This window comes from Leifsonia sp. Ger2509, assembly GCF_055231915.1.
Genome location: NZ_JBUYVB010000003.1, coordinates 1,829,927 through 1,849,994, shown reverse-complemented (window position 1 = coordinate 1,849,994; position 20,068 = coordinate 1,829,927). Strand labels below are relative to the sequence as shown.

Here is a 20,068-nt window from a genome sequence, read left to right as displayed (position 1 = left end):
GGCCACATTCGACCGCGACTGACCATCTCGGCAGCGACCGTCCGCGCGAGAGTCCCCGTTTACGCCGAGATGACCCGGTACAGGGGCGATTCTCGGCGGTAATGGCGATTCTCGGCGGCGCGCGGGGCGCGGGTCAGACGCCGGCGGCCGTCACGATGAAGTCGGTGGCGAAGCCGGCCGCGAGGCCGATCAGGATGCCCCAGTAGAGCGTGTAGCCGCGACCGAGCTTGAGCGCGACGCCGAGCAGCTGGACGATCACGTAGATGATCGAGCCGGCGGCGAGCGCGAGGAACGTGATCGCCAGCGCCTCGTTCACGAAGAGACCGCCGAGGATGGAGCCCACGACCGTCGGCCCTCCGCCGATCAGGCCGAGGAGGGCGAGCTGGCCCCAGCTGGGACGGCGGCTGCCGCCCGCGAGCGGCGCCGTGATGCCGAAGCCCTCGGTGGCGTTGTGGAGGGCGAATCCGACGACGAGGACCACGGCGAGGCTGATCTCGCCGCTCGCCGCCGACTGGCCGATGGCCAGGCCCTCGGAGAAGTTGTGGAGGCCGATGCCGACAGCGATGAGGAACGCGAGGCGGCTCGCCGGTTCGTGCAGGTGGAGCACCCCCCGACCCGTGTCCGCGATGGAGGGGTCGATCGCTTTGGCGCGGGCGGCGATCCACCGGTCGTAAGCGGCCAGTCCCATCAACCCAACGATGATGCCGCCGAGGAAGAGCGAGCCGAGTCCGATGAACGGCCACCAGCTGTCGGTGTGATCGAGGGCCGCCTTCGTGAGCGCGGTCTCGACGGGTTCGACGGCGTGCGTGAGCACATCCCAGAGCAGGAAGAGGAGCACACCGATCGTGATCGCGTTGAGGAGCGAGCGCACCCCGACGGCGCGCGGACCGAGCCGGCCGATGGGCAGGCCGAGGAAGATGGTCACGCCGGCGATGCCGCCGAGGATGGCAGCATTGGTCAGGTTCATTGAGGGGGCACTCCAGCGGAGGGATGGGGCGAGGTGGCTTAGGTTACCCTAGCCTAACTCGCTGGCATCGGCGTAGCCGCGTGTCGAAATGCTTCCGCTGCTGCAGACTTGACCCATCGAAACCACAGCACGCCGGGCCGTCCTCGCCGCGGTCTCCCTTTCACTCGTCCTCACCGTCACCGGATGCGCGGCCGGCACGTTCACCGCGATCTTCCCGTCGCCGAGTCCGGCCGGGTCCGCCGACGCCGGTTCGCCTGTCGCGAGCCCGTCCTCGGCGACGCCCACACCGACGCATCCCATCCCCGCCCCTCCTGCCGTCGCGCCGGGCGCCCCGACCGCCGACGCACGCGCACTGCTCGCGACCCTTCCCGTGAAGGGCAAAGCCCCGCTGACCGGCTACAACCGCGTCGGAGACTTCGGCCCCGCGTGGAAGGACATGGATCACAACGGTTGCGACACCCGCAACGACATCCTCGCCCGCGACCTGGTGGACAAGACGAAGTCGGGCGTCTGCAAGGTGCTCACCGGCATCCTGCACGACCCATACACCGGCAAGACCATCGACTTCGTGCGCGGACCCCAATCCGCCCAGGTGCAGATCGACCACCGCGTTCCCCTCGCGAACGCCTGGCAGACCGGCGCGCAACAGCTGACCCAGCTGCAGCGGGAGGAGCTCGCCAACGATCCGCTCAACCTGGTGGCAGTGGACGGCCCGACGAACGAGCGCAAATCGGATGCGGATGCGGCGACCTGGCTGCCTCCGCAGGCCTCCTACCGGTGCCAGTACGTCGCATCCCAGGTAGCCGTCAAGGCGAGGTACCACTTGTGGGTGGCGCCGGCCGAGCGCGACGCGATCGCTCGGGTGCTCGCGGGCTGCCCGGTCATCCGCGTGCCGACGCCCGGCCACTGACCACCGGGTCCCGCCTGCGCCCCGTCGCACGAGTTGTGTGCCACCGCACGTGTTCCAACTTGTGCGCTGGGATGCAACGCGTGCGGCGAGCTGTGAACCCTCGTGCGCTGAGACAGCCGCGCTCAGTCGGCGACGGCGCCGGCCGTGATGTTGATCGCCGCCGCCGTGATGGATGCGGCCTTCGAGGACGCGAGGAATACCGCCACGTCGCCGACCTCCTCCAGGGTCGCCGCGCGCCCGAGCATCGTCGACTCCACGATCGACTCCGCGATGCCCTCGCGGCCCGGAAAGTCGCGCGGCACCGTCTCGAGAACGCCTCCGGTGTGGATGGTGACCACCCGGATGCCGTACTCGCCGAGTTCCGCAGCCAGCTGGCGGCGCATCGCATCCACCGCCTGCAGCGCCACCTGGAATCCGCCGATGCTGTAGTGGCGGATCGGGTTGCGCCCGCCGTCGCCGCCGAACGCGAGGATCACGCCTCCGCCCTGGGTACGCATCCGCCCGGCCACTGCCGTGGACGTGATGAAGAACGACCGCACAGCGGTGCGGATCGGCCGTTCGTAGTCGTCGAGCGACATCTCCACCATCGGCGTGCCCTGCACATCATCCACCGAGATCAGGTCGAACGCGATGTCGACGCTCCCGAACCGGCCGGCCACACGCTCGACGTGATCGGCGACCTGGGTCTCGTCGAGCGCATCCACGATCGCCGTCTCGGCGAGTCCGCCGGACGAGTGGATGTCACCGGCCACCGCATCCAGTGCCTCCTGCGTGCGACCGCACAGGTGCACGCGCGCACCCTCCTGGGCGAAAGCACGCGCGACTGCACCTCCGATCGAGCCGCCGCCGCCCCAGATGATCGCGTTCTTCCCGTCCAGCAGCATCCTGCACCTCCCGACCCCGCGTCGCGGTCCGTGCCGCCCGCGGACAGTGTGAACACTGGCACGGACGCCCGCGATGCTCAAGGCCAGGCGCGGCGGCGCGGCCGCTCGGCGTACTAGGCTCCGGATGTGGACGGCTCGACGGGCGACGATCTGGCGGTCGCGGCGATCAGGGAGAGTCTCGAGCGGACGCGGATTCGTCTCGCCGGATCCGGGGCGCGGGATGAAGCGCTCGCCGAATTCGTCCCCTCACGACGCGTGCTGCTCATCCCCCGCGAGGCCACCATGGTTCCCATCGGCCGGGTCTGGCGGCTCGGGGCGCTGCTGCTGGGCGTCGCTCCCAGTCCCGGCTCGGACGGACTGTGGGCGACCGGCTCCATCACCCGGTCGCTCGAGCCCGGCCGCCCCGCCTACCAGTCCGAGTCGGCCGAACAGCGGCGTGCCTATCGGGCTGCGGCGTTCCGCGCGCGCTTTCCGAAGGGTGAGACGGTCAACTTCGACGCGGCGGCGATCCTGCTGGATGCTGCGTCGCTCGCCGCCTCCGCCGGTCCGCTCATCCTCGCCGACGGCCGCGCACTCGTGCGCTGGAACGCCACTCTCGGCCCGGAGGCGGCGAGGCCCCTCGACGAGTACCTGGACGACCGGGTCGACCTGCTCATCCATCCGCCCGAGGGCGCGTAGCGCGTCAGCCGCGCGCGGCGGCCTCGAGGTCGGCGACCACGATCTTCTGCATCTGCATCATCGCCGCCATGACCCGCCCCGCCTTCTCCCGGTCGGGGTCGCTGAGCAGACGGTTCAGTGCCTCTGGCACGATCTGCCAGGACAGCCCGAAGCGGTCGGTCAGCCACCCGCACGCGACCGGGGCTCCCTCGGCGGTGAGAGCATCCCAGTACTTGTCGACCTCGTCCTGGTCGGCGCAGCTGACGAACAGCGAGATGGCGTCGGTGAACGGATGCCCCGGCCCGGCGTTGAGCAGCAGGATCCGCTGCCCGGCGAGCTCGATGGTCGCGGTGAAGAGGTTGCCGTCCGGTCCGTGCTGCCGATCGAGCACACGGGCGTCGGGGAAGAGGCCCGTGTAGAGGTCGATCGCATCCTGGGCGTTGTCGTCGAACCACAGGAATGGCGTGATGCTGGTCATGATCGGTCCTTTCGTCTGACGGCGACTGCCGGAGAGGTTCCGGTCCACCGTGTTTCGTGAGGGGGTCGGAACCGGTTCACCGTTCTCGACATCGCGCTGGGAATTGTTTCGCGCCGTCGACGCATCCGATATGTTCTGGACAGTAGCAGGGTCGATCGAACAGGGGAACCTGATGAGCCAGCCATCATCGATTGCGCGCATGCTGCGCCGTCCTGTCGAGAACGCCGAGTCCGTCGAATCCGTCGCGCTCGTCGGGGGGGCTGGGGTAATCCTGCTCGGCGGACTCGTCGGCATCGTCTTCTTCTGGGGTCGCAATGTTCCCATCTCCGGGCCTGACTCGCTGGGGGCGTTCGTGGCGATCGGAGCCGCCTTCGTATCCCTCATCGCGTTCGTCGCCGGTCGGATGCTGCTGCGCGCGGGAAGGCCGCGGCACGAACGCGCGCCGCTCCTCGGCGACCTGCGCGCAGGCCTCCACGTGCGCAACCGGCTCGACGTCCCCGGCGTCCGGCTGCACTGGTTCGACAATGCCGCTCTCGCTCTCGCGCACGCGTTCATCGCGCTGCTCGGCTGGATCGGGCTCGCCGACCTCCTCAACCGCAGCTTCATCGGAGCGGTCGTCTTCAGCCTGCCGGCCGCCGTGCTGGCGGGCGTCGCGCTCGCCGTGACCACCTACATCGTCTTCCTCTCGGCCGTGAACCTCACACCGATGCTGCTCTCGCTGGTGCTGGCGCTCTTCCTGGTCGTCGGCGGTCTGGCGAGCATGCTGAGCTCGTCGGATCCGCACTGGTGGAAGAAGAACCTCAGCGCGCTGGGGATGACGGATGACATCTCCGCCTTCGCCTTCAACATCACGCTCATCATCGCGGGCGTCATCGTGACGACGATCGCCCACTATGCGACCGCGACGATCCCCGTCCGTACGCCTGCCGAAGTCAGGGGGAGGAACCGGGTGCGGATCGCGCTCATCGTCATCGGGGTGGCCCTCACCTGCGTCGGGCTCTTTCCCGTCGACCGTTTCTATGCGTTGCACACCGGGTGCGCGACCGGGATGCTCGTCGTCTTCGCGGTGATGGTGGTGGGGCTTCGGTGGCAGATCCCTGCGATGCCGAGGGTGTTCATCCTGCTGGGCTATGTCTTCGTGGGCGTGATCGTCGTGCTCGCGGTGTTCTTCGTGATCGGCTACTACAACCTGACCGCGGTGGAGCTGGTCGCCGCGGTGCTGATCTTCAGCTGGATCATCGTGTTCCTGCGGAACACCAGCGCGATGCGCCCGTCCGCCGTCGTCACCGGCGAGACCGGCGCGACCGACCTGTCGGAGCTGACCAGCGCGTAGCGGGACTCAGCCGTCCCCTTTGCCTTTCCCTTTGCCTTTGTCCTTGCCGTGCCCGTTGCCGTTTCCGTGGGTGGCGGGAGCGGGGGGCGGCGCCACGGATGGAGAAGTCGTCGTGGGCGACAGCGTGGGCGTCGGTGAGGTGGGCGGAGGGGAGGTCACCGGCGGGGTGGCTGCCTGCGGAGCGTTGAGGAGCATGCTCGCACCGAGCACGAGGGCGACGAGCACGGCGCCCGCACCCACGAGGATGGCCGCGAGGCGCCCGCGCCTGCGCTCAGGTGGATGCGGTGGCAGGTTCGCGACCGTCTCGGCCGGGCCTGGGCCGGCGCCCGCCAGGCCGGCGCCCGCCAGGCCGGCGCCCGCGAGGCCGGCGCCCGCCAGCCCCGCATCCGCCACCACAGGCAGCACGCGTGTCGGCGGCAGCATCGCCACCGTCGCATCCGTGACCGCGTCCGCCCGGGCCGCTGCGGCCCATCCGTCCAGTTCGTCCGCGATCTCCCGCGTGGTCACCGCGACCTCGAGTGCATTCGGTCGCATGGCCGGGTCGCGCGCCGTCATCTGGCTGATCAGGGATGCCCACGCAACGGGAAGATCCTCGGGGATCGCCGGGTCCCGCGCCAGCCGTGCACTCATGGCCTCGACCACGCTGCCGGGGTACGCCTTCTCGCCGGTCAGGCATTCGAGGACGACCAGTCCGAGCGCGTAGACGTCCGACGGAGCGCCAGGACCATCGCCGGTGGCCTGCTCGGGCGCCAGGTAACCGGCGGTTCCGAGGACGAGGCCGCCGGTGGTCATCCGCTCGGCGCCGAGAAGGTGGGCGATGCCGAAGTCGGCGAGCTTCGCGTGGTAGGCGGGAGACGGGAGGCCGGTGGGTGCGAGCAGGATGTTCGCAGGCTTCAGGTCGCGATGCACGATGCCGAGCGAGTGGACGGCGACGAGTGCTTCCGCGATCTCGCAGGCGATCTGGGCTGCGGCCTCGCCGGTGAGGGGTCCCCGTTCGAGCTCGGAACGCAGGTCGGGTCCATCGACGAGTTCCATGACGAGGAAGCTCGGATCCTCGGACCCGGCCGGAGCGAGATGCGCGTCGTGGAGCGTGACGAGGTTGGGGTGGTTCAGGCGCGCCAGCAGTCCCACTTCGGCGCGGCGGCGGTCGTCGTCGCTGGCCGTCCCCGCCGCGAAGACCTTGACCGCGACGAAGCGCTCGAGCCGGGCGTCCCAGGCGCGGAAGACCGAACCCATGCCGCCCCGTCCGATGACCTCGTGAAGTCTGTACCGGTCGGCGAGCACCTGTCCGATGCGGTGATCAGCGTCGTTCATCGATCCCTTCCGTGGCCTCCTGCTACCGCATCGAGAGTAGGCGCATGTGGCTGGGGATTCCAGCGGAACGACCGGTCCGGTCGGGCGTCAGTCGCTGGGGATGCGTGCCGGAACGCCAGCGCGGACGGAACCGGTCGTGGATGCGGGTTCGAGCGGAACATCCGCCTTCTCCGAGCGCACGAAACCGATGCCCACGAGGATGAGCACGCCGCCGATCAGCTGCGGGATCGTGAGTCGTTCGCCGAGCAGGAGCCAGGCGTAGAACGTCGCAGCGACCACCTCGAGCAGCCCGGTGAACGATGCGAGCCGGGAGCCCAGGATCTCGCTCGCGGTGATGCTCGACGCGTACGCGATCGCGGTCGCGACCACGCCGACGATGAGGAGGGGGATCCACCAGGCGATCTCGGCGCCGAACATGTGCACGGTGCCGAACGTCGCTGTGAACGGGACGAGACCTGTCGCGCCGACGAGTGCGAGCACCACGCCGCCGAGAAGCAGGCCGAAGCCCGCGAGTGCGACCGGAGGCAGGCCGCTGTTGGGGCGCGCGGCGATCACGTAGTAGCCGGCGCAGCCGATCATGGATGCGATGGCGAATGTGAGCCCGAGCATGTCGAAGCTGCTCGCGCCGCCGGGGGAGACCACGAGGACGAGCCCGGCGAGCGCGACGACCGAGCCGATGAGGACGACCGCTTTCGGCACGCGGCGGGAGCCGACCCAGACGACAGCGACCAGGAGAAGCGGTGCCATGTACTCGATGAGGATCGCCGTGCCGACCGGGATGCGCTGCACAGCCGCGAAGTAGGCGAGCTGGCAGCCCGCGACACCGACCAGGGCCATGCCGAGGATCCGCCAGCGCGACCGCCAGACGACGCCCCAGTTTCGCCGCACCGACAGGATGGCGAACGGAGCGAGCACGATTCCGCCGGTGAGGGCACGCACCGTGACCGCTGCTGCCGGGCTCCAGCCTGCTTCGAGCATCGGCTTGATGAACGCACCGGACATGCCGAACGTGGCCGCGGAGATCACGGCGATCACAAGGCCGACGGAGGTCGACGAGCGTTTCATGGGCGGTCCCTGGCTGGGCGTGTCGATGGGGTGTGCATCCGACGCTAGTCTTGTGCTGAGTAAGGAGTCAAATTGCATTTTGCCCCTGACACCGAGGACACGCTGGACTTCACGGTCGCCCTCGTCAATACGCATCCGGGTGCGAGCAGAAGCGGCGCCGATGAGCTCGAAACGCCTGAGCAACTCGGTGCGTTCCTGGCCGAGCAGCAGTTCTCCGGGCGCATCGACCACGACCAGGCCGAGCTGGCGGACGTTCGCGAAACGCGGGAGCGCCTTCGGCAGCTCTGGACGCTCGACCGCGACGCCGCCGCCGTCGAGGTCAACACGATGCTGCGGGCCGCCCGGGCCCTCCCATACCTGATGCGCCACGACGGGTTCGACTGGCACCTGCACGCGACCGAACCCGACGCACCGCTGGCGGAACGCATCCGTGTCGAGGTCGCACTCGCGATCGTGGACGTCATCCGCACCGGCGAGACCGGCCGTCTGCGCGAGTGCGCCGCCGACGACTGCGCGGGGATCCTCGTCGACCTGTCGCGCAACGGGTCGAAACGGTTCTGCAGCGTCCGCTGCGGTAACCGGATGAACATGGTCGCGTTCCGCGAGCGTGCTGCCGGCGCCGCGGGCGCCTGGGGTGACGCGCCCGCGACAGAGGGGTCAACTTCGGTCAGTGGGCGCGATCCGCACTAGCGGAATCTGCCCCTTTTGTGCGCGGGCGGCGCGGGCGCAGCGCCGACGCCGAGCGGCCGTCGCGACAGAAAGGTCAACTTTCGTCAGTGGGCGCGGTCCGCACTAGCGGATGCTGCCCCTGTGCGGCCGGGGTCGCGGCGGGCGGGGCCGCAGCGGGCGGGGTCACGGCGGACGAGCCGCGCAGGGCGCCGGTGAACCGCATCCCGGTAGTCACGCGGCTCCAGCGCATCGTCGCGCGGTCGCGCAGATAGTTCTGCCGGAGCACCCACGGCGCCCGTCCGCCCTGTTTCGGCAGCACCGCCGACGCCCGACGGATGTAACCCGAGGTCAGGTCGAGGATCGGTCGGCGCACGCCGTCGTCGTCCGGCGCGACGGGCACCGCAATGTCGAGCCCGGCGCGGTCGAGGTGCGCGAGCAGTCGGCACACGTAGCGGGACGACAGGTCCGCGCGCAGTGTCCACGACGCGTTCGTGTATCCCACGCACCAGGCGAGGTTGGGCACGCCGGCGAGCATCAGCCCCTTGTAGACGAGCCGTTCCGCCGGGTCGACGCGCACCCCGTCCACCTCGAGTTCGATGCCGCCGCACGCGACGAGGCGTAGTCCGGTCGCCGTCACGACGATGTCGGCGTCGAGGTGCCGCCCCGACGCGAGCTCGACCCCGGATGCCGTGAACCGGTCGACCGCATCCGTCACGATCGTCGCCGCGCCGGTTCGCAGGACCGTGAACAGGTCGCCGTCGGGCGCGACGCACAGGCGCTGGTCCCACGGCTTGTAGCGCGGAGTGAAGTCGCGTTCGACCGACGCGCCACCCCCGACGCGCGCCCGCGCCCCGTGGATCAGCCACCGGGCCGCGGCGGACGGGAACCGTCGCGCGAACAGGTAGAAGCCTTGGCTCTGGGTGAGATGGGTAAACCGCGCGATCCGGTTGGCCGCGCGGGCGGGGAGGATGCGACGGAGCACATCCGCGAACCGGTCGGATGCGGACAGCGACACGACATAGCTCGGCGAACGCTGCACCATGGTCACCCTCGCGCCACCCGCGACGAGCGCGGGCACCAGGCTGACGGCGGTCGCGCCGCTTCCGATGACGACGACGGACCGGTCGCGGAACTCGAGCTCCGCCGGCCAGTCCTGCGGATGGATCACCGGGCCCCCGAAGTCGTCGATGCCTGCGAAATCCGGGCGATAGCCGCTCTCGTAGCTGTAGTAACCGGTGCAGAGATACAGGAAGCGGCAGGTGAAGTCGCGGGTCTCGGAGCCGGAACGGGCCGTGACCGTCCAGAGCGCCGCATCCGACGACCATGATGCGCGCTCCACGTGCATCCCGAAGCGGATGCGCTCGTCGACCCCGTAGTCGCGCGCGGCGTCCTCGAGGTAGGCGAGGATGTCCGACCCGCCCGCGATCACATCGCGGCCCGGCCACGGGCGGAAGGGGAAGCCGAGGGTGAACATGTCCGAATCGCTGCGCACGCCCGGATAGCGGTACAGGTCCCAGGTGCCGCCGACGTGCTGCCGGGACTCGAGCAGGACGAACGTCTTCGCCGGATGCTCGGTCTGCAGCCGGTACGCGGCCCCCACGCCCGACAGCCCGGCCCCGACGATCAGGACGTCGAAATGCTCGACCATGATGCAGCTCCTCGTCTCCGATCTTGCTCCGATCGGGTGCTTAGGGCTAGGGCGCATCCGGCGCGGATCGGGGAGAATGGCGACATGGCATCGTCATTCGCGACAGTCGACGAATACATCGCATCGTTCCCGCCCGAGGTGCAGGAGGTGCTGCAGGGTGTGAGGCGGGCGATCCGTTCCGCAGTTCCGGACGGGCAGGAGAAGATCCGCTACGACATCGCGGCGGTTATGGTCGACCCGACGCACGCCATCCATTTCGCGGGCTGGAAGAAGCACGTCGGCATCTACCCTGTGCCGCCGTTCGAAGGCGAACTCGAAGAGCAGATTGCACCGTACCGGGCGGCGAAGGATTCGGCGAACTTCCTGTACGCGCGGCCGATCCCGTACGACCTGATCGAGCGGGTCGCCGCAGGGGCCGCCGCGCGCTACGCCGGCTGAGGCGGGCGCGCCGCTGGCCTGCCTCGTTGTTCGCCAATCTTTGGGCGACCAATCGAATACCTCGCCAATATATTGGCGACCAATCTCCCGAGTGAGTAGCGCGGCCTGCCGCTGAGCCGATCGCTTGCCAATCTTTTGGCGACCAATCGAGTGCCTCGCCAATACGTTGGCGACCAATCTGCCGAGTGAGGAGCGGCCTGCCGCTGAGCCGATCGCTTGCCAATCTTTTGGTGACCAATCGAGTGCCTCGCCGATATATTGGCGACCAATCTCGCGAGCCGAGTCGCTAGGGTCGTGGGATGGACGCCACGACCGGATGGGGATGGCTCGCGCTCGCCCTGGTGAACGCGGGACTCGCAGAACAGAAGAACCGTTCACGGTGGAACTGGTTCGTGATCTCGCTGCTCATCGGTCCTCTGGCCACCGCGATGATCGTCATCTGGCCCCGGCTCGAGCCCGGAGAGACCCAGCAGCCGGCGAGTCCCGGTCTGTTGCTCGCGTGCTCGATCGGGCTCTCGCTCGTCGCCGTCGCGTCGGCGGTCGGCGCCATCCTCACCGGCGAGTGGATGCTGTGGGTCGCATGCGGCGTCACCGCACTGGGCGCTGTGGCCTTCGGCTATACCAGCGCGCGCGCCCGTTCGGATGCGCTCCCACCCGCATCCTGAACCGTTTGCCACGGAGGGGACGACTTCCGATAGTCGGCGGCAACCAGCACGAGCGGAAGTTGTCGCTTCTGCGCCTGGGACCCCCCGAACGACGCGCGCAGGCACAATCGCGTGACTGAACTGGCATCGCGGTGTCAAACTGGCGATGCTGCGGTGCTGCGGCGCCCCGATCCGAAAGGACATCATGGCGAAGAAGAGCAAGCTCGAGAAGGCGGCGGACGAAGCTTTCGCGAAAGCGAAGGCGGCGGTCGAGGATGCACGTAAAGCCGCCAAGGACCTCGACAAGCAGGCGCGCAAGCGGGTCGAGGACCTCGCGTCCTCGCTGGAGGCACTCCAGCGTCGGGCGCTCGCCGCCGCGAAGCAGGCCCGCGGGACCGTGACCAAGGCGTCGAAGGCTGCCACCGAGAAGGTCGCGGAGACGTCGAAGGAGGCCACCGAGAAAGTGGCCGAGACGTCCAAGGAGGCCACCGAGAAGGTCGCGAAGGCCTCCAAGGCGGCTACGGCGAAGATCGCGAAGAAGTCGAAAGAGGCGACGGATGCGCTCGCTGCCTCCGCGCGGTCCGTCCAGGAGAAGGCCGCAACGGCCGTGAAGTCGACGCCCACGCTGACGAAGGCGAAGGCGAAAGCGACCACGAAGGCTATCGCAGCGAAGCCGAAGTCGGCCGCCGCGAAGCCAAAGGCCTCAACGGCGAAGCCCAAAGCCTCAGCGTCCAAGCCGAAGGCGGCAGCAGCGAAGCCGAAGGCGGCACCGGCCAAGCCGAAGGCGTCGACCGCGACAGCCAAACCGAAGGCGTCAGCATCCAATCCGAAGGCATCGACGGCAACCGCGAAATCGGTCGCCGCGAAGCCGAGGGCCGCCGCGAAGCCGAAGGCCCCCGCCAAGCCGAAGGCCCCCGCGACCCCGAAGCTGGTCACGGAGGTCCCTGCCAGGCCGGTGCGTTCACGGCCGCGCACGACGCCGCCAGTCTCGGCCCCGTCGTCCACCCAGACGCCTGTCGCAGACCTCACTGTCCGTCAACTCCGCGACCGCGCGAAGGCGGAGGGCCGCACCGGGTACTGGTCGCTGAGCAAGGCGGGGCTCGTCGACCTGCTCTCGAGCATGGACGAATGAGGTCCGTTCACCTCGCGGCAACCCCGCGCAGCTAGCGTCGGGGCGGCGCGAGCGCAGGGCCAGCCGCGAGTCATCGACCGGAGTGAGACGTGACCGAACCATCCGACGGGATCCTCGACCGCGGTGACGACGCGCCCATGTCCACAACCACATCCGCACCACCGCCATCCGCCGCGCCCGCATCCCTCCTCGACCGCGGCGACGCCGCGCCCGCGCCGCGCACCCTCCTCGACATCCTCCGCGCCACCGCCCTCGCCCACCCCGAAGCGTCCGCGCTCGAGGACGGTCGCGGAGCCCTCAGCTACCGCGAACTCATGGCGCGCGTCGTCGCGACGGCCGCACGCCTGAACCTCGCCGGCGTGCGGAGGGGCGATCGCGTCGGCATCCGGATGCCGTCCGGCTCCCGGGAACTGTACGTCTCGATCCTCGCCGTGCTCGCCGCCGGCGCAGCGTACGTCCCCGTGGACGCCGACGATCCCCAGGAGCGCGCCGACCTCGTGTTCGGCGAGGCCGTTGTCCGGGGCGTCATCTCCGGCGACGGCGATTACCTGCCGACCCCTCACGAGGATGAGGTGGGCGCCCCGGCCGAGGACGAGGACGTCCCGCTCTTCGCCGGTGCGCCGCCGCATCCGAGTACCTCCGTGAACGCGATCGTCACCCCGCCCACCCCGCAGGATGACGCGTGGATAATCTTCACGTCCGGCTCGACGGGCACCCCGAAGGGCGTCGGCGTCTCGCACCGGTCTGCTGCCGCCTTCGTCGACGCCGAGGCCAGCCTGTTCCTTCAGGGCGAGCCGATCGGACCCGGCGACCGGGTGCTCGCCGGCCTCTCCGTCGCGTTCGACGCGTCGTGCGAGGAGATGTGGCTGGCCTGGCGTCATGGCGCCTGTCTGGTGCCGGCCCCGCGTTCGCTGGTGCGCAGCGGCATGGATCTCGGCCCCTGGCTGACGACGCACGGCATCACGATCGTGTCGACGGTCCCGACGCTCGCAGCATTGTGGCCGGCGGAGTCGCTCGAGAACGTCCGGTTGCTGATCTTCGGCGGCGAGGCCTGCCCGCCCGACCTCGTGGATCGCCTGGCCGTCGACGGGCGCGAAGTCTGGAACACCTACGGCCCGACCGAGGCGACCGTCGTGGCCTGCGCCGCGCTCGTGCGGCCGGGCGAGCCGGTGCGGATCGGCCTCCCGCTCGACGGCTGGATCCTCGCGGTCGTCGACCGCGAAGGCAACCCGGTCGCGGCGGGGGAGGCTGGCGAGCTGATCATCGGCGGCGTCGGGCTCGCCCGCTACCTCGATCCGGCGAAGGATGCGGAGAAGTACGCCCCCTTCCCGTCGCTGGGATGGGACCGCGCCTACCGCAGCGGCGACCTGGTGCGCTTCGATCCTGCCGGGCTGCTCTTCCAGGGCCGGGCCGACGACCAGGTGAAGGTCGGCGGCCGTCGCATCGAGCTCGGCGAGATCGAGACCGCGCTTCAGAACCTGCCCGGTGTGTCCGGGGCTGCCGCCGCGGTGCGGAAGACGGATGCGGGCAACCAGGTCCTCGTCGGCTACCTCGCGGTGAGCGATCCCGCATCGTTCGATCGCGGCGCAGCCCTGACGAGGCTGCGCGAGGAGCTCCCCGCCGCGCTCGTCCCGCTGCTCGCTGTCGTGGGCGACCTGCCGACGCGCACCTCGGGCAAGGTCGATCGCGCGCAGCTCCCATGGCCTCTGCCCGATCTCGACCCCGGCGAGGCCGACCTCGATCCCGGGCTGCGGGAGCTCGCATCCCAGTGGCAGGCGGTCCTGGGCCTGCCCGTGTCCAACCCGGCGGACAACTTCTTCGACCTCGGCGGAGGGTCGCTCGCTGCCGCCCAGCTCGTGGCGCGCATCCGGGTGCGCGATCCCGAGTTCACGGTCGCCGACATCTACGCGCATCCCCGGCTGGGCGCCATGGCCGAGGAGGTCGCCTCCCGCATCGGCGACCGGTCGGCGGGGGAGTCCACGCACATCGTTCCACCGACCCCGCGCCGGATGCAGCTGCTCCAGACGGTGCTCGGCGTTCCCCTCTTCGTGCTCAGCGGCTTCCGCTGGCTCCTCTACCTGCTGACCGCGAGCACTATCCTGCACTGGTTCGGAGGGTTCGACGCCCTGCCGACCGCGAACCTGGGGTTCCTCATCGTCGGCCTCATCTTCTTCGCGACGCCGTTCGGGCGGATGACGATCTCGGTGATCTGCGCGCGACTGCTGCTGGCCGGGGTGAGCGCCGGGGACTATCCGCGTGGCGGCGGTGTGCATCTGCGCCTGTGGCTCGCCGAGCAGGTCGCCCACCAAGTCGGCGCCGTCAGCCTCGCCGGCGCCCCGTGGATCTCGTACTACGCCCGCGCACTCGGCGCGCGGATCGCCCCGGAGGTCGACCTGCATTCCCTGCCTCCGGTGACGGGGATGCTGCGCATCGGCACCGGCGCCGCGATCGAACCCGAGGTGGACCTGTCGGGGTACTGGATCGACGGCGACACCTTGCGCATCGGCGCGGTCCGGATCGGCGCCAACAGTACGGTCGGCGCCCGCAGCACTCTGCTGCCGGGCACACGGATCGGCAAGAACGCCGCGATCGCTCCCGGCTCGTCGGTCTTCGGCCGCGTCCCGGCCGGGCAGGTGTGGGCCGGCTCGCCTGCCGCGCGCGTCGGCAAGGCGGAACAGTGGTGGGACCCCGCGCGGCCGCCACGACGCACCCGCTGGCTGGTCGGCTACGGAACCTCCGCGATCATCCTCTCGCTGCTTCCGATCGTCGCCTTCTCGGCGGGCGGCGTGATCGTCGCCCTGTTCATCCGTGACGCCCCGACCCTCGCCGATGCCGCGTGGCGCTCGCTCGCCGCGCTCATCCCGGCGACGTTGCTGGCCGGTGTGATCCTCTCCGGGCTGGTCGTCGTGCTCGTGCGCCTGTTCTCGCTCGGGGTCGCCGAGGGTGTCTTCCCGGTGCGCGGCCGGGTCGGCTGGCAGGTGTGGACGATCGAGCGCCTGCTCGATCTCGCGCGCACGCTACTCTTCCCGCTCTACTCGAGCCTCTTCACTCCGGTCTGGCTCCGGATGCTCGGGGCCACGGTCGGCCACGATGTCGAAGCTTCGACGGTCCTGCTGCTGCCGAGCATGACGACCATCCGCGACGGCGCCTTCCTCGCCGACGACACCCTCGTCGCGTCGTACGAACTCGGCGGCGGCCGGGTGCGGATCGCCCGGGCTGAGATCGGCGCGCGCGCCTTCCTCGGCAACTCCGGGATGGCCGGAGCCGGCCACCGCGTGCCGCGCGACGGTCTGGTGGCCGTGCTCTCCGCCGCGCCCCGCAAGTCCAAGCCCGGATCGTCGTGGCTCGGCTCACCGCCCGTGCGACTCCGGCGCAAGGCTGCGGCGGCGGACGAGAGCCGCACGTTCGCGCCGCCGACGTACCTGCGGGTCGCACGCGCACTGTGGGAGCTGTGCCGAATCATCCCGGTCTTCGTCAGCTGTGCGGTCGGCCTTGGCGTGTTGTTCACGCTGGCGGCGCTCGCCGAGGCGTGGGGGACACTCGCCGCGGTGCTGTTGAGCGGGGTGGTGATGCTCGCGGCCGGGGCCGTCGCTGCGGGGGCGAGCACCGTGGGCAAATGGCTGCTGGTGGGGCGCATCCGCGTCGGCGAGCATCCACTCTGGTCCTCCTTCGTCTGGCGCAGCGAAGTCTCGGACACGTTCGTCGAAATGGTGTCGGCGCCCTGGTTCGCCCAGGCTGCCGCGGGCACGCCCGCGCTCGTCTGGTGGCTGCGCAGCCTCGGCGCCTCGATCGGCCGCGGAGTGTGGTGCGACAGCTACTGGCTGCCCGAAGCCGACCTCGTGACGTTGGGCGACGCATCCACCGTCAACCGCGGGTGCGTTGTGCAAACTCACCTCTTCCATGATCGAATCATGAGCATGGATACCGTCATCCTCGATGCCGGAGCGACCATCGGGCCGCACAGCGTCATCCTTCCCGCCGCCCGGATCGGCGCGCACGCGACGGTCGGTCCCGCTTCGCTGGTGATGCGCGGGGAATTCGTCCCCGACCGCACGCGCTGGAGCGGCAACCCGATCGGGCCGTGGCGCGAAGTCACGATCGCGGACTACCACGCGACGGTGACCTGATGACGGCGATCCCCGCGGGCGCCAGGACAGCCGGCGACCCGTACCTTCCGACGTCGGGCAACGGCGGCTACTCGGTCGAGTCGTACGACCTCGACCTGCGGTACAAGGTCGCCACCAACCGGCTGGACGCGGTGGCCGTCATCCGCGCGATGAGCATCCAGGGGCTGCGATCGTTCAGTCTCGACCTCGTGCGGCTGCGCGCGTCCCGGGTTCGGGTCAACGGCAGCAAACGCACGCGGTTCAGCCAGACGGCGACGAAGCTCGTCATCACGCCCGAGGAGGCGATCGGCATCGGCGAGTTGTTCACGGTGGAGGTCGAGTACTCCGGGTCGCCCGCGCCGCGGCGCAGCCACTGGGGCCTCGTCGGGTGGGAGGAGCTCACCGACGGAGTGATCGTCGCCTCGCAGCCGTCCGGCGCGCCCACGTGGTTCCCGTGCAACGACCATCCGGCGGACAAGGCGAGCTACCGCATCCGGGTGACCTGCGAACAGGGTTACACCGTTCTCGCCAACGGGGTGCTGTTCGACCATTCGGTGTCGGCCGGCCGCGGCACCTGGGCGTTCGAACAGCACGAGCCGACGGCCACCTACCTCGCGACCGTGCAGATCGGCCGATACGTCAGCGAGGCCCGAGACCTCGCGGGCGTTCCCGGTGTCGTGGCCTACGCGCCGGAGGTGGATGCGCAGGTCCGCGCCGACTTCGACCCGCTCGAGCGGATGATGGCCTTCTTCATCGAGTCGTTCGGGCCCTACCCCTTCGCGGACTACAGCGTCGTGATCACGGCGGACGACCTCGAGATCCCGCTCGAAGCGCAGGGCGTCGCGATCTTCGGGGCGAACCACGCGGACGGTGACGGCGGCTCGGAGCGGCTCATCGCGCACGAGCTCGCGCACCAGTGGTTCGGCAACAGCGTCGGCATCGCGGCCTGGAAGCACATCTGGCTCAACGAAGGATTCGCCTGCTACTCCGAATGGCTCTGGTCGGAGCACTCGGGAGGCGCGACCGCGGATGAAATGGCGCGGCGCTACCACGCAGGCATCCGTTCGCTGCCGCACGACATCGTCATCGGCGACCCGGGTCCGGCCCTGATGTTCGACGACCGCGTCTACAAGCGCGGGGCGCTGACGCTGCACGCGCTCCGGCTGACGATCGGCGACGACCGCTTCTTCGCGCTGCTGCGCGCGTGGACCGCGACGCGTCGCCACGGAACGGCGACCACCGACGACTTCCGTGCCCTGGCCGAGGAGCACGCCGGTGCCGACCTGGGCACGTTCTTCGAGCACTGGCTGGTGGCGACCTCGCTGCCGCGACTGCCGAGGGCGACGTCCGTCAGGTCCTGACGGCGACGCGGGCCGTGGGCTCGGGCTCGCTGAGGTCGACCGGTGGTCAGGTCGTGACGGCGACGCTGGCCGTGTATCCGCGCCCCAGGTCGAGCGACGAGAGCGCGTAGACAGTGTCGTCGCCGTCGATCCGCGCACGAAGCTCGTCATCGGCGCCGGTGATGCGCACCGTCCGCGGGTCGACGCCGAGCCCACGGCCATCGGCCTTCAGGACCGCCTCGACGCGGGTCCAGTGCTGGAGGGGATCGTCACCGGATGCACCGGCCACGTTCGCGATCGCCGCGTCGCGTTCTGCGGGGCGTTCAGCATCCGCGCTCTCGACATCCACCCCGACCGGGTGCCCCCACGCGGCGGCGGCGGCGACGAGGTCGGTCGCGTGCGCGAGCGCGAGATGGAGCGTCGTCGCGGCCGCGGGCTCGACGGCGGCCGGCCGGCCGTGTGGTCCACCGCAGTACGGGCAGCGGGCTTCGATCACGACCTCGGCAGGGTCGACGGATGCGAGAACGGCGACGAGGTCGCGAAGGAGTCGGCGTCCGGCAAGGAACGTGCGGGCGGCGCCGGGGCGGAGGGAGCGATAGCGGACGAGCTCCCGCGAGGTCAGCAGGTCGCGGGCGAGGTGATCGTCGCGCTGCGCTGGGTAGTCGGGTGCGACCGCGATCCAGCGCACCTCGATATGGACGCCCGCGATGGTGCGCGCATCCTGCTCCGCGACGGGCACCGCCTAGGCGCTCGTCGCTATCTCGTCACGGAGGCGTGCCTTCGCGCCGTGCTCGACAAGCACAGGGATGTAGTCGCGAATCGGCTTGCCGACCAGCGACTCCCGTTCGCTCTGGACGATCTCGTCGATCCGGCGGCGCGGGATCGACGGGAACCGCTCGGCGAGCCGTTCGGCCACTTCTGCGACGGCTTTGTCCTCGTTAAGCTCGTTCACACTCACAAAGCTGAGTGTGGAACGCGCCCGCCCGGTCTGTCAATGCGCTCCCGGGTGATCTTCGGGTGATCCTGAGGTGCTCGAGCCGCTTGTGTCCGCTTCCTGCACAGGCTGCTAGCGTGAGCACACCATCGCACGAGGAGGCACGGACGTGACCACGGATGCTGCAGCGCAGGCCTACAACAGCCTGACGATCGAGCTCGCCGAAGATGAGGACTACGACGTCGACATCGCCGCCGACGGACTGCTCGTCCGCGGCAGGCTCTTCGCCTTCCTGGAAGGGGACGACCTCGTCGTCGAACTGCCGGAAGCGCGTGCGAACGACCTGAAGGCTCGGGGCGTCGCGGCCGCATTCCGCGCCGCCGGACATCCGACGCGCGACTGGGTGCGCGTGAGCGACCGCCAGCTCTGGTCCGAGCTATCACGCGAGTCGCACACCTTCGTCGGCGAACCGGCCGTCGGGGGCGAATCCTGAGCGGATGGCGCGGCGTCACGATCCGGCCGGTGCCGGCGTTCACGCCCTTCATCATCGTCAGCATCGTCCAAGTCGTCGCGATCGCGACGGGGGCGGATGCGCTGGTCCAGGTCACGAAGCCGCTCCTGATGCCGGCGCTCGCCATCGCCGTCGTGCTCGCGCGACTGGGGCGGGGGTTCACGCTGCGGGTGGGACTGCTGCTCCTCGCGATCGGTCTGTCCTGGCTGGGGGACCTGGCGCTCATGGTCCCCGGCAACCTCTGGTTCGTGCTCGGGCTCGGCTCGTTCCTGCTGGCGCACGTCGCGTACCTGGTGCTGTTTCTCCGGATTGGCGGGTTCGGCCGGCCGCGCGCGTGGTCGATCGTCTACGCGGTCTGGTTCATCGTGTTCCTGGCGGTGCTCATCCCGAGCCTCGGCTCGCTCGTCGTCCCCGTCGTGCTCTACGGGCTCGTGCTCGGTTCGATGGCGACCGCGGCGACGCGCGTTTCGCCGATGGTGGCTGCGGGAGCTGCGGTGTTCGTCATCTCGGACACCGTCCTCGCGCTCGCCAGGTTCCTGCCTGCGCTCACCATCCCGGGGCATGACGTGCTCACCATGCTCACCTACTGCCTGGGGCAGGGGATCATCGCCGCCGGCGTGCTCGCCGTTCTGGCCCGCGCGACCGTCGAGCCTGCCGCTGCGGTGTCGTCAGGCGCTCGTGCGGGGTGACAACAGTTCGCTGCGCTCGGGATGCTTGTCGAACCACGCGGCGACATACCAGCACATCGGAACGATGCGGTAGTCCGTCGTCGCCTCGATGTCGTCCACCGCGAACGAGACGAGCTCCCCGGCGAGACCGTGGCCGCGGAAATGCGGAGCGGTGTACGCCCGCGTCAACGAGATAGCGCTGCCGAGAACGGAGTAGTCGAGCGCGCCGGCCAACTCGCCGTCGATGTGCACAGCGTAACGATCCGCATCCGGTTCATGCGTGAATTCCTTCGCCATGTGCACAGCCTACGTCCGCTTCAGGATCATGGCCCCGCGCGTTTCCCCAGAGTATGGTTGGCCCTGTGGGAAA

General features: G+C 69.8%; 20 protein-coding genes. 11 read left to right on the top strand and 9 right to left on the bottom strand.

The features are described from left to right. Positions 1 to 133: 133 nt before the first annotated feature. Entirely contained in the window at positions 134 to 967 is an 834-nt protein-coding gene (locus ACV7NN_RS09120) for a ZIP family metal transporter (protein WP_463349253.1), read from the bottom strand. A gap of 370 nt (positions 968 to 1,337) precedes the next feature. On the opposite strand from ACV7NN_RS09120, the gene ACV7NN_RS09115 reads away from it, so the two are divergent. After that, positions 1,338 to 1,877 carry an HNH endonuclease family protein gene (locus tag ACV7NN_RS09115; RefSeq protein ID WP_463349252.1) on the top strand — a complete coding sequence of 180 codons (540 nt, stop codon included), beginning with the start codon at positions 1,338 to 1,340 and terminating at the stop codon, positions 1,875 to 1,877. A gap of 122 nt (positions 1,878 to 1,999) precedes the next feature. Here the strand turns inward: ACV7NN_RS09115 and ACV7NN_RS09110 are convergent, their stop codons facing one another. Beyond that, a complete protein-coding gene (locus ACV7NN_RS09110; RefSeq protein WP_463349251.1) occupies positions 2,000 to 2,761 on the bottom strand; it encodes an SDR family NAD(P)-dependent oxidoreductase in 762 nt (253 codons plus the stop codon). A gap of 126 nt (positions 2,762 to 2,887) precedes the next feature. Here ACV7NN_RS09110 and ACV7NN_RS09105 point away from each other — a divergent pair, with 126 nt between their 5' ends. Beyond that, positions 2,888 to 3,439 (top strand): hypothetical protein, encoded by a 552-nt coding sequence (locus tag ACV7NN_RS09105; RefSeq protein ID WP_463349250.1) that lies wholly within the window; start codon positions 2,888 to 2,890, stop codon positions 3,437 to 3,439. 4 nt (positions 3,440 to 3,443) lie between these two features. Here the strand turns inward: ACV7NN_RS09105 and ACV7NN_RS09100 are convergent, their stop codons facing one another. After that, positions 3,444 to 3,896 (bottom strand): VOC family protein, encoded by a 453-nt coding sequence (locus ACV7NN_RS09100; RefSeq protein ID WP_463349249.1) that lies wholly within the window; start codon positions 3,894 to 3,896, stop codon positions 3,444 to 3,446. A gap of 172 nt (positions 3,897 to 4,068) precedes the next feature. Between ACV7NN_RS09100 and ACV7NN_RS09095 the strand changes: the two genes are divergently transcribed. Further along, on the top strand, positions 4,069 to 5,229 hold the full coding sequence (locus ACV7NN_RS09095; RefSeq protein WP_463349248.1) for a DUF998 domain-containing protein: 1,161 nt from the start codon (positions 4,069 to 4,071) through the stop codon (positions 5,227 to 5,229). Between the two features lie 6 nt (positions 5,230 to 5,235). Here ACV7NN_RS09095 and ACV7NN_RS09090 read toward each other — a convergent pair whose 3' ends face one another. Further along, entirely contained in the window at positions 5,236 to 6,543 is a 1,308-nt protein-coding gene (locus ACV7NN_RS09090; protein WP_463349247.1) for a serine/threonine-protein kinase, read from the bottom strand. A gap of 87 nt (positions 6,544 to 6,630) precedes the next feature. Continuing rightward, positions 6,631 to 7,608 (bottom strand): EamA family transporter, encoded by a 978-nt coding sequence (locus ACV7NN_RS09085; RefSeq protein ID WP_463349246.1) that lies wholly within the window; start codon positions 7,606 to 7,608, stop codon positions 6,631 to 6,633. A gap of 72 nt (positions 7,609 to 7,680) precedes the next feature. Here ACV7NN_RS09085 and ACV7NN_RS09080 point away from each other — a divergent pair, with 72 nt between their 5' ends. Next, positions 7,681 to 8,298 carry a CGNR zinc finger domain-containing protein gene (locus tag ACV7NN_RS09080; RefSeq protein ID WP_463349245.1) on the top strand — a complete coding sequence of 206 codons (618 nt, stop codon included), beginning with the start codon at positions 7,681 to 7,683 and terminating at the stop codon, positions 8,296 to 8,298. A gap of 73 nt (positions 8,299 to 8,371) precedes the next feature. Here ACV7NN_RS09080 and ACV7NN_RS09075 read toward each other — a convergent pair whose 3' ends face one another. Beyond that, entirely contained in the window at positions 8,372 to 9,925 is a 1,554-nt protein-coding gene (locus ACV7NN_RS09075) for a flavin-containing monooxygenase (RefSeq protein WP_463349244.1), read from the bottom strand. A gap of 84 nt (positions 9,926 to 10,009) precedes the next feature. Between ACV7NN_RS09075 and ACV7NN_RS09070 the strand changes: the two genes are divergently transcribed. The 5 genes from ACV7NN_RS09070 to ACV7NN_RS09050 all read left to right on the top strand — a co-directional run bounded on the left by ACV7NN_RS09070 (position 10,010) and on the right by ACV7NN_RS09050 (position 17,606). After that, positions 10,010 to 10,363, top strand: coding sequence for an iron chaperone (locus tag ACV7NN_RS09070; RefSeq protein ID WP_463349243.1), 354 nt, complete (start codon positions 10,010 to 10,012; stop codon positions 10,361 to 10,363). A 299-nt stretch (positions 10,364 to 10,662) separates the two neighbouring features. Beyond that, positions 10,663 to 11,028: a hypothetical protein gene (locus ACV7NN_RS09065; protein WP_463349242.1), complete on the top strand. Its 366-nt coding sequence runs from the start codon at positions 10,663 to 10,665 to the stop codon at positions 11,026 to 11,028. A gap of 184 nt (positions 11,029 to 11,212) precedes the next feature. Continuing rightward, positions 11,213 to 12,139 (top strand): hypothetical protein, encoded by a 927-nt coding sequence (locus ACV7NN_RS09060; protein WP_463349241.1) that lies wholly within the window; start codon positions 11,213 to 11,215, stop codon positions 12,137 to 12,139. A gap of 137 nt (positions 12,140 to 12,276) precedes the next feature. Next, entirely contained in the window at positions 12,277 to 16,266 is a 3,990-nt protein-coding gene (locus ACV7NN_RS09055) for a Pls/PosA family non-ribosomal peptide synthetase (RefSeq protein WP_463351270.1), read from the top strand. Then, entirely contained in the window at positions 16,266 to 17,606 is a 1,341-nt protein-coding gene (locus ACV7NN_RS09050; RefSeq protein ID WP_463349240.1) for a M1 family metallopeptidase, read from the top strand. Before ACV7NN_RS09055 ends, ACV7NN_RS09050 begins: the two co-directional genes overlap by 1 nt. Before the next feature lie 46 nt (positions 17,607 to 17,652). Here ACV7NN_RS09050 and ACV7NN_RS09045 read toward each other — a convergent pair whose 3' ends face one another. Both ACV7NN_RS09045 and ACV7NN_RS09040 read right to left on the bottom strand, forming a co-directional pair. Beyond that, on the bottom strand, positions 17,653 to 18,324 hold the full coding sequence (locus ACV7NN_RS09045) for a 4'-phosphopantetheinyl transferase family protein (protein ID WP_463349239.1): 672 nt from the start codon (positions 18,322 to 18,324) through the stop codon (positions 17,653 to 17,655). A 3-nt stretch (positions 18,325 to 18,327) separates the two neighbouring features. Beyond that, positions 18,328 to 18,543 carry a three-helix bundle dimerization domain-containing protein gene (locus tag ACV7NN_RS09040; protein WP_463349238.1) on the bottom strand — a complete coding sequence of 72 codons (216 nt, stop codon included), beginning with the start codon at positions 18,541 to 18,543 and terminating at the stop codon, positions 18,328 to 18,330. 145 nt (positions 18,544 to 18,688) lie between these two features. Here ACV7NN_RS09040 and ACV7NN_RS09035 point away from each other — a divergent pair, with 145 nt between their 5' ends. After that, positions 18,689 to 19,012, top strand: coding sequence for a hypothetical protein (locus tag ACV7NN_RS09035; protein ID WP_463349237.1), 324 nt, complete (start codon positions 18,689 to 18,691; stop codon positions 19,010 to 19,012). A gap of 29 nt (positions 19,013 to 19,041) precedes the next feature. Further along, positions 19,042 to 19,719, top strand: a complete 678-nt coding sequence (locus ACV7NN_RS09030; RefSeq protein ID WP_463349236.1) for a lysoplasmalogenase — start codon at positions 19,042 to 19,044, stop codon at positions 19,717 to 19,719. On the opposite strand, the gene ACV7NN_RS09025 is transcribed toward ACV7NN_RS09030, so the two are convergent. Beyond that, on the bottom strand, positions 19,699 to 19,995 hold the full coding sequence (locus ACV7NN_RS09025; protein WP_463349235.1) for a GNAT family N-acetyltransferase: 297 nt from the start codon (positions 19,993 to 19,995) through the stop codon (positions 19,699 to 19,701). The two genes, ACV7NN_RS09030 and ACV7NN_RS09025, sit on opposite strands and share 21 nt — an antisense overlap. Positions 19,996 to 20,068 lie beyond the last annotated feature (73 nt).

Bases quoted from the DNA above. Each gene is read 5' to 3' on its own strand.
- ACV7NN_RS09120 (WP_463349253.1), bottom strand. From the start codon at position 967: ATGAACCTGACCAATGCTGCCATCCTCGGCGGCATCGCCGGCGTGACC.
- ACV7NN_RS09110 (WP_463349251.1), bottom strand. From the start codon at position 2,761: ATGCTGCTGGACGGGAAGAACGCGATCATCTGGGGCGGCGGCGGCTCG.
- ACV7NN_RS09100 (WP_463349249.1), bottom strand. From the start codon at position 3,896: ATGACCAGCATCACGCCATTCCTGTGGTTCGACGACAACGCCCAGGAT.
- ACV7NN_RS09095 (WP_463349248.1), top strand. From the start codon at position 4,069: ATGAGCCAGCCATCATCGATTGCGCGCATGCTGCGCCGTCCTGTCGAG.
- ACV7NN_RS09090 (WP_463349247.1), bottom strand. From the start codon at position 6,543: ATGAACGACGCTGATCACCGCATCGGACAGGTGCTCGCCGACCGGTAC.
- ACV7NN_RS09085 (WP_463349246.1), bottom strand. From the start codon at position 7,608: ATGAAACGCTCGTCGACCTCCGTCGGCCTTGTGATCGCCGTGATCTCC.
- ACV7NN_RS09075 (WP_463349244.1), bottom strand. From the start codon at position 9,925: ATGGTCGAGCATTTCGACGTCCTGATCGTCGGGGCCGGGCTGTCGGGC.
- ACV7NN_RS09070 (WP_463349243.1), top strand. From the start codon at position 10,010: ATGGCATCGTCATTCGCGACAGTCGACGAATACATCGCATCGTTCCCG.
- ACV7NN_RS09065 (WP_463349242.1), top strand. From the start codon at position 10,663: ATGGACGCCACGACCGGATGGGGATGGCTCGCGCTCGCCCTGGTGAAC.
- ACV7NN_RS09060 (WP_463349241.1), top strand. From the start codon at position 11,213: ATGGCGAAGAAGAGCAAGCTCGAGAAGGCGGCGGACGAAGCTTTCGCG.
- ACV7NN_RS09055 (WP_463351270.1), top strand. From the start codon at position 12,277: ATGTCCACAACCACATCCGCACCACCGCCATCCGCCGCGCCCGCATCC.
- ACV7NN_RS09050 (WP_463349240.1), top strand. From the start codon at position 16,266: ATGACGGCGATCCCCGCGGGCGCCAGGACAGCCGGCGACCCGTACCTT.
- ACV7NN_RS09025 (WP_463349235.1), bottom strand. From the start codon at position 19,995: ATGGCGAAGGAATTCACGCATGAACCGGATGCGGATCGTTACGCTGTG.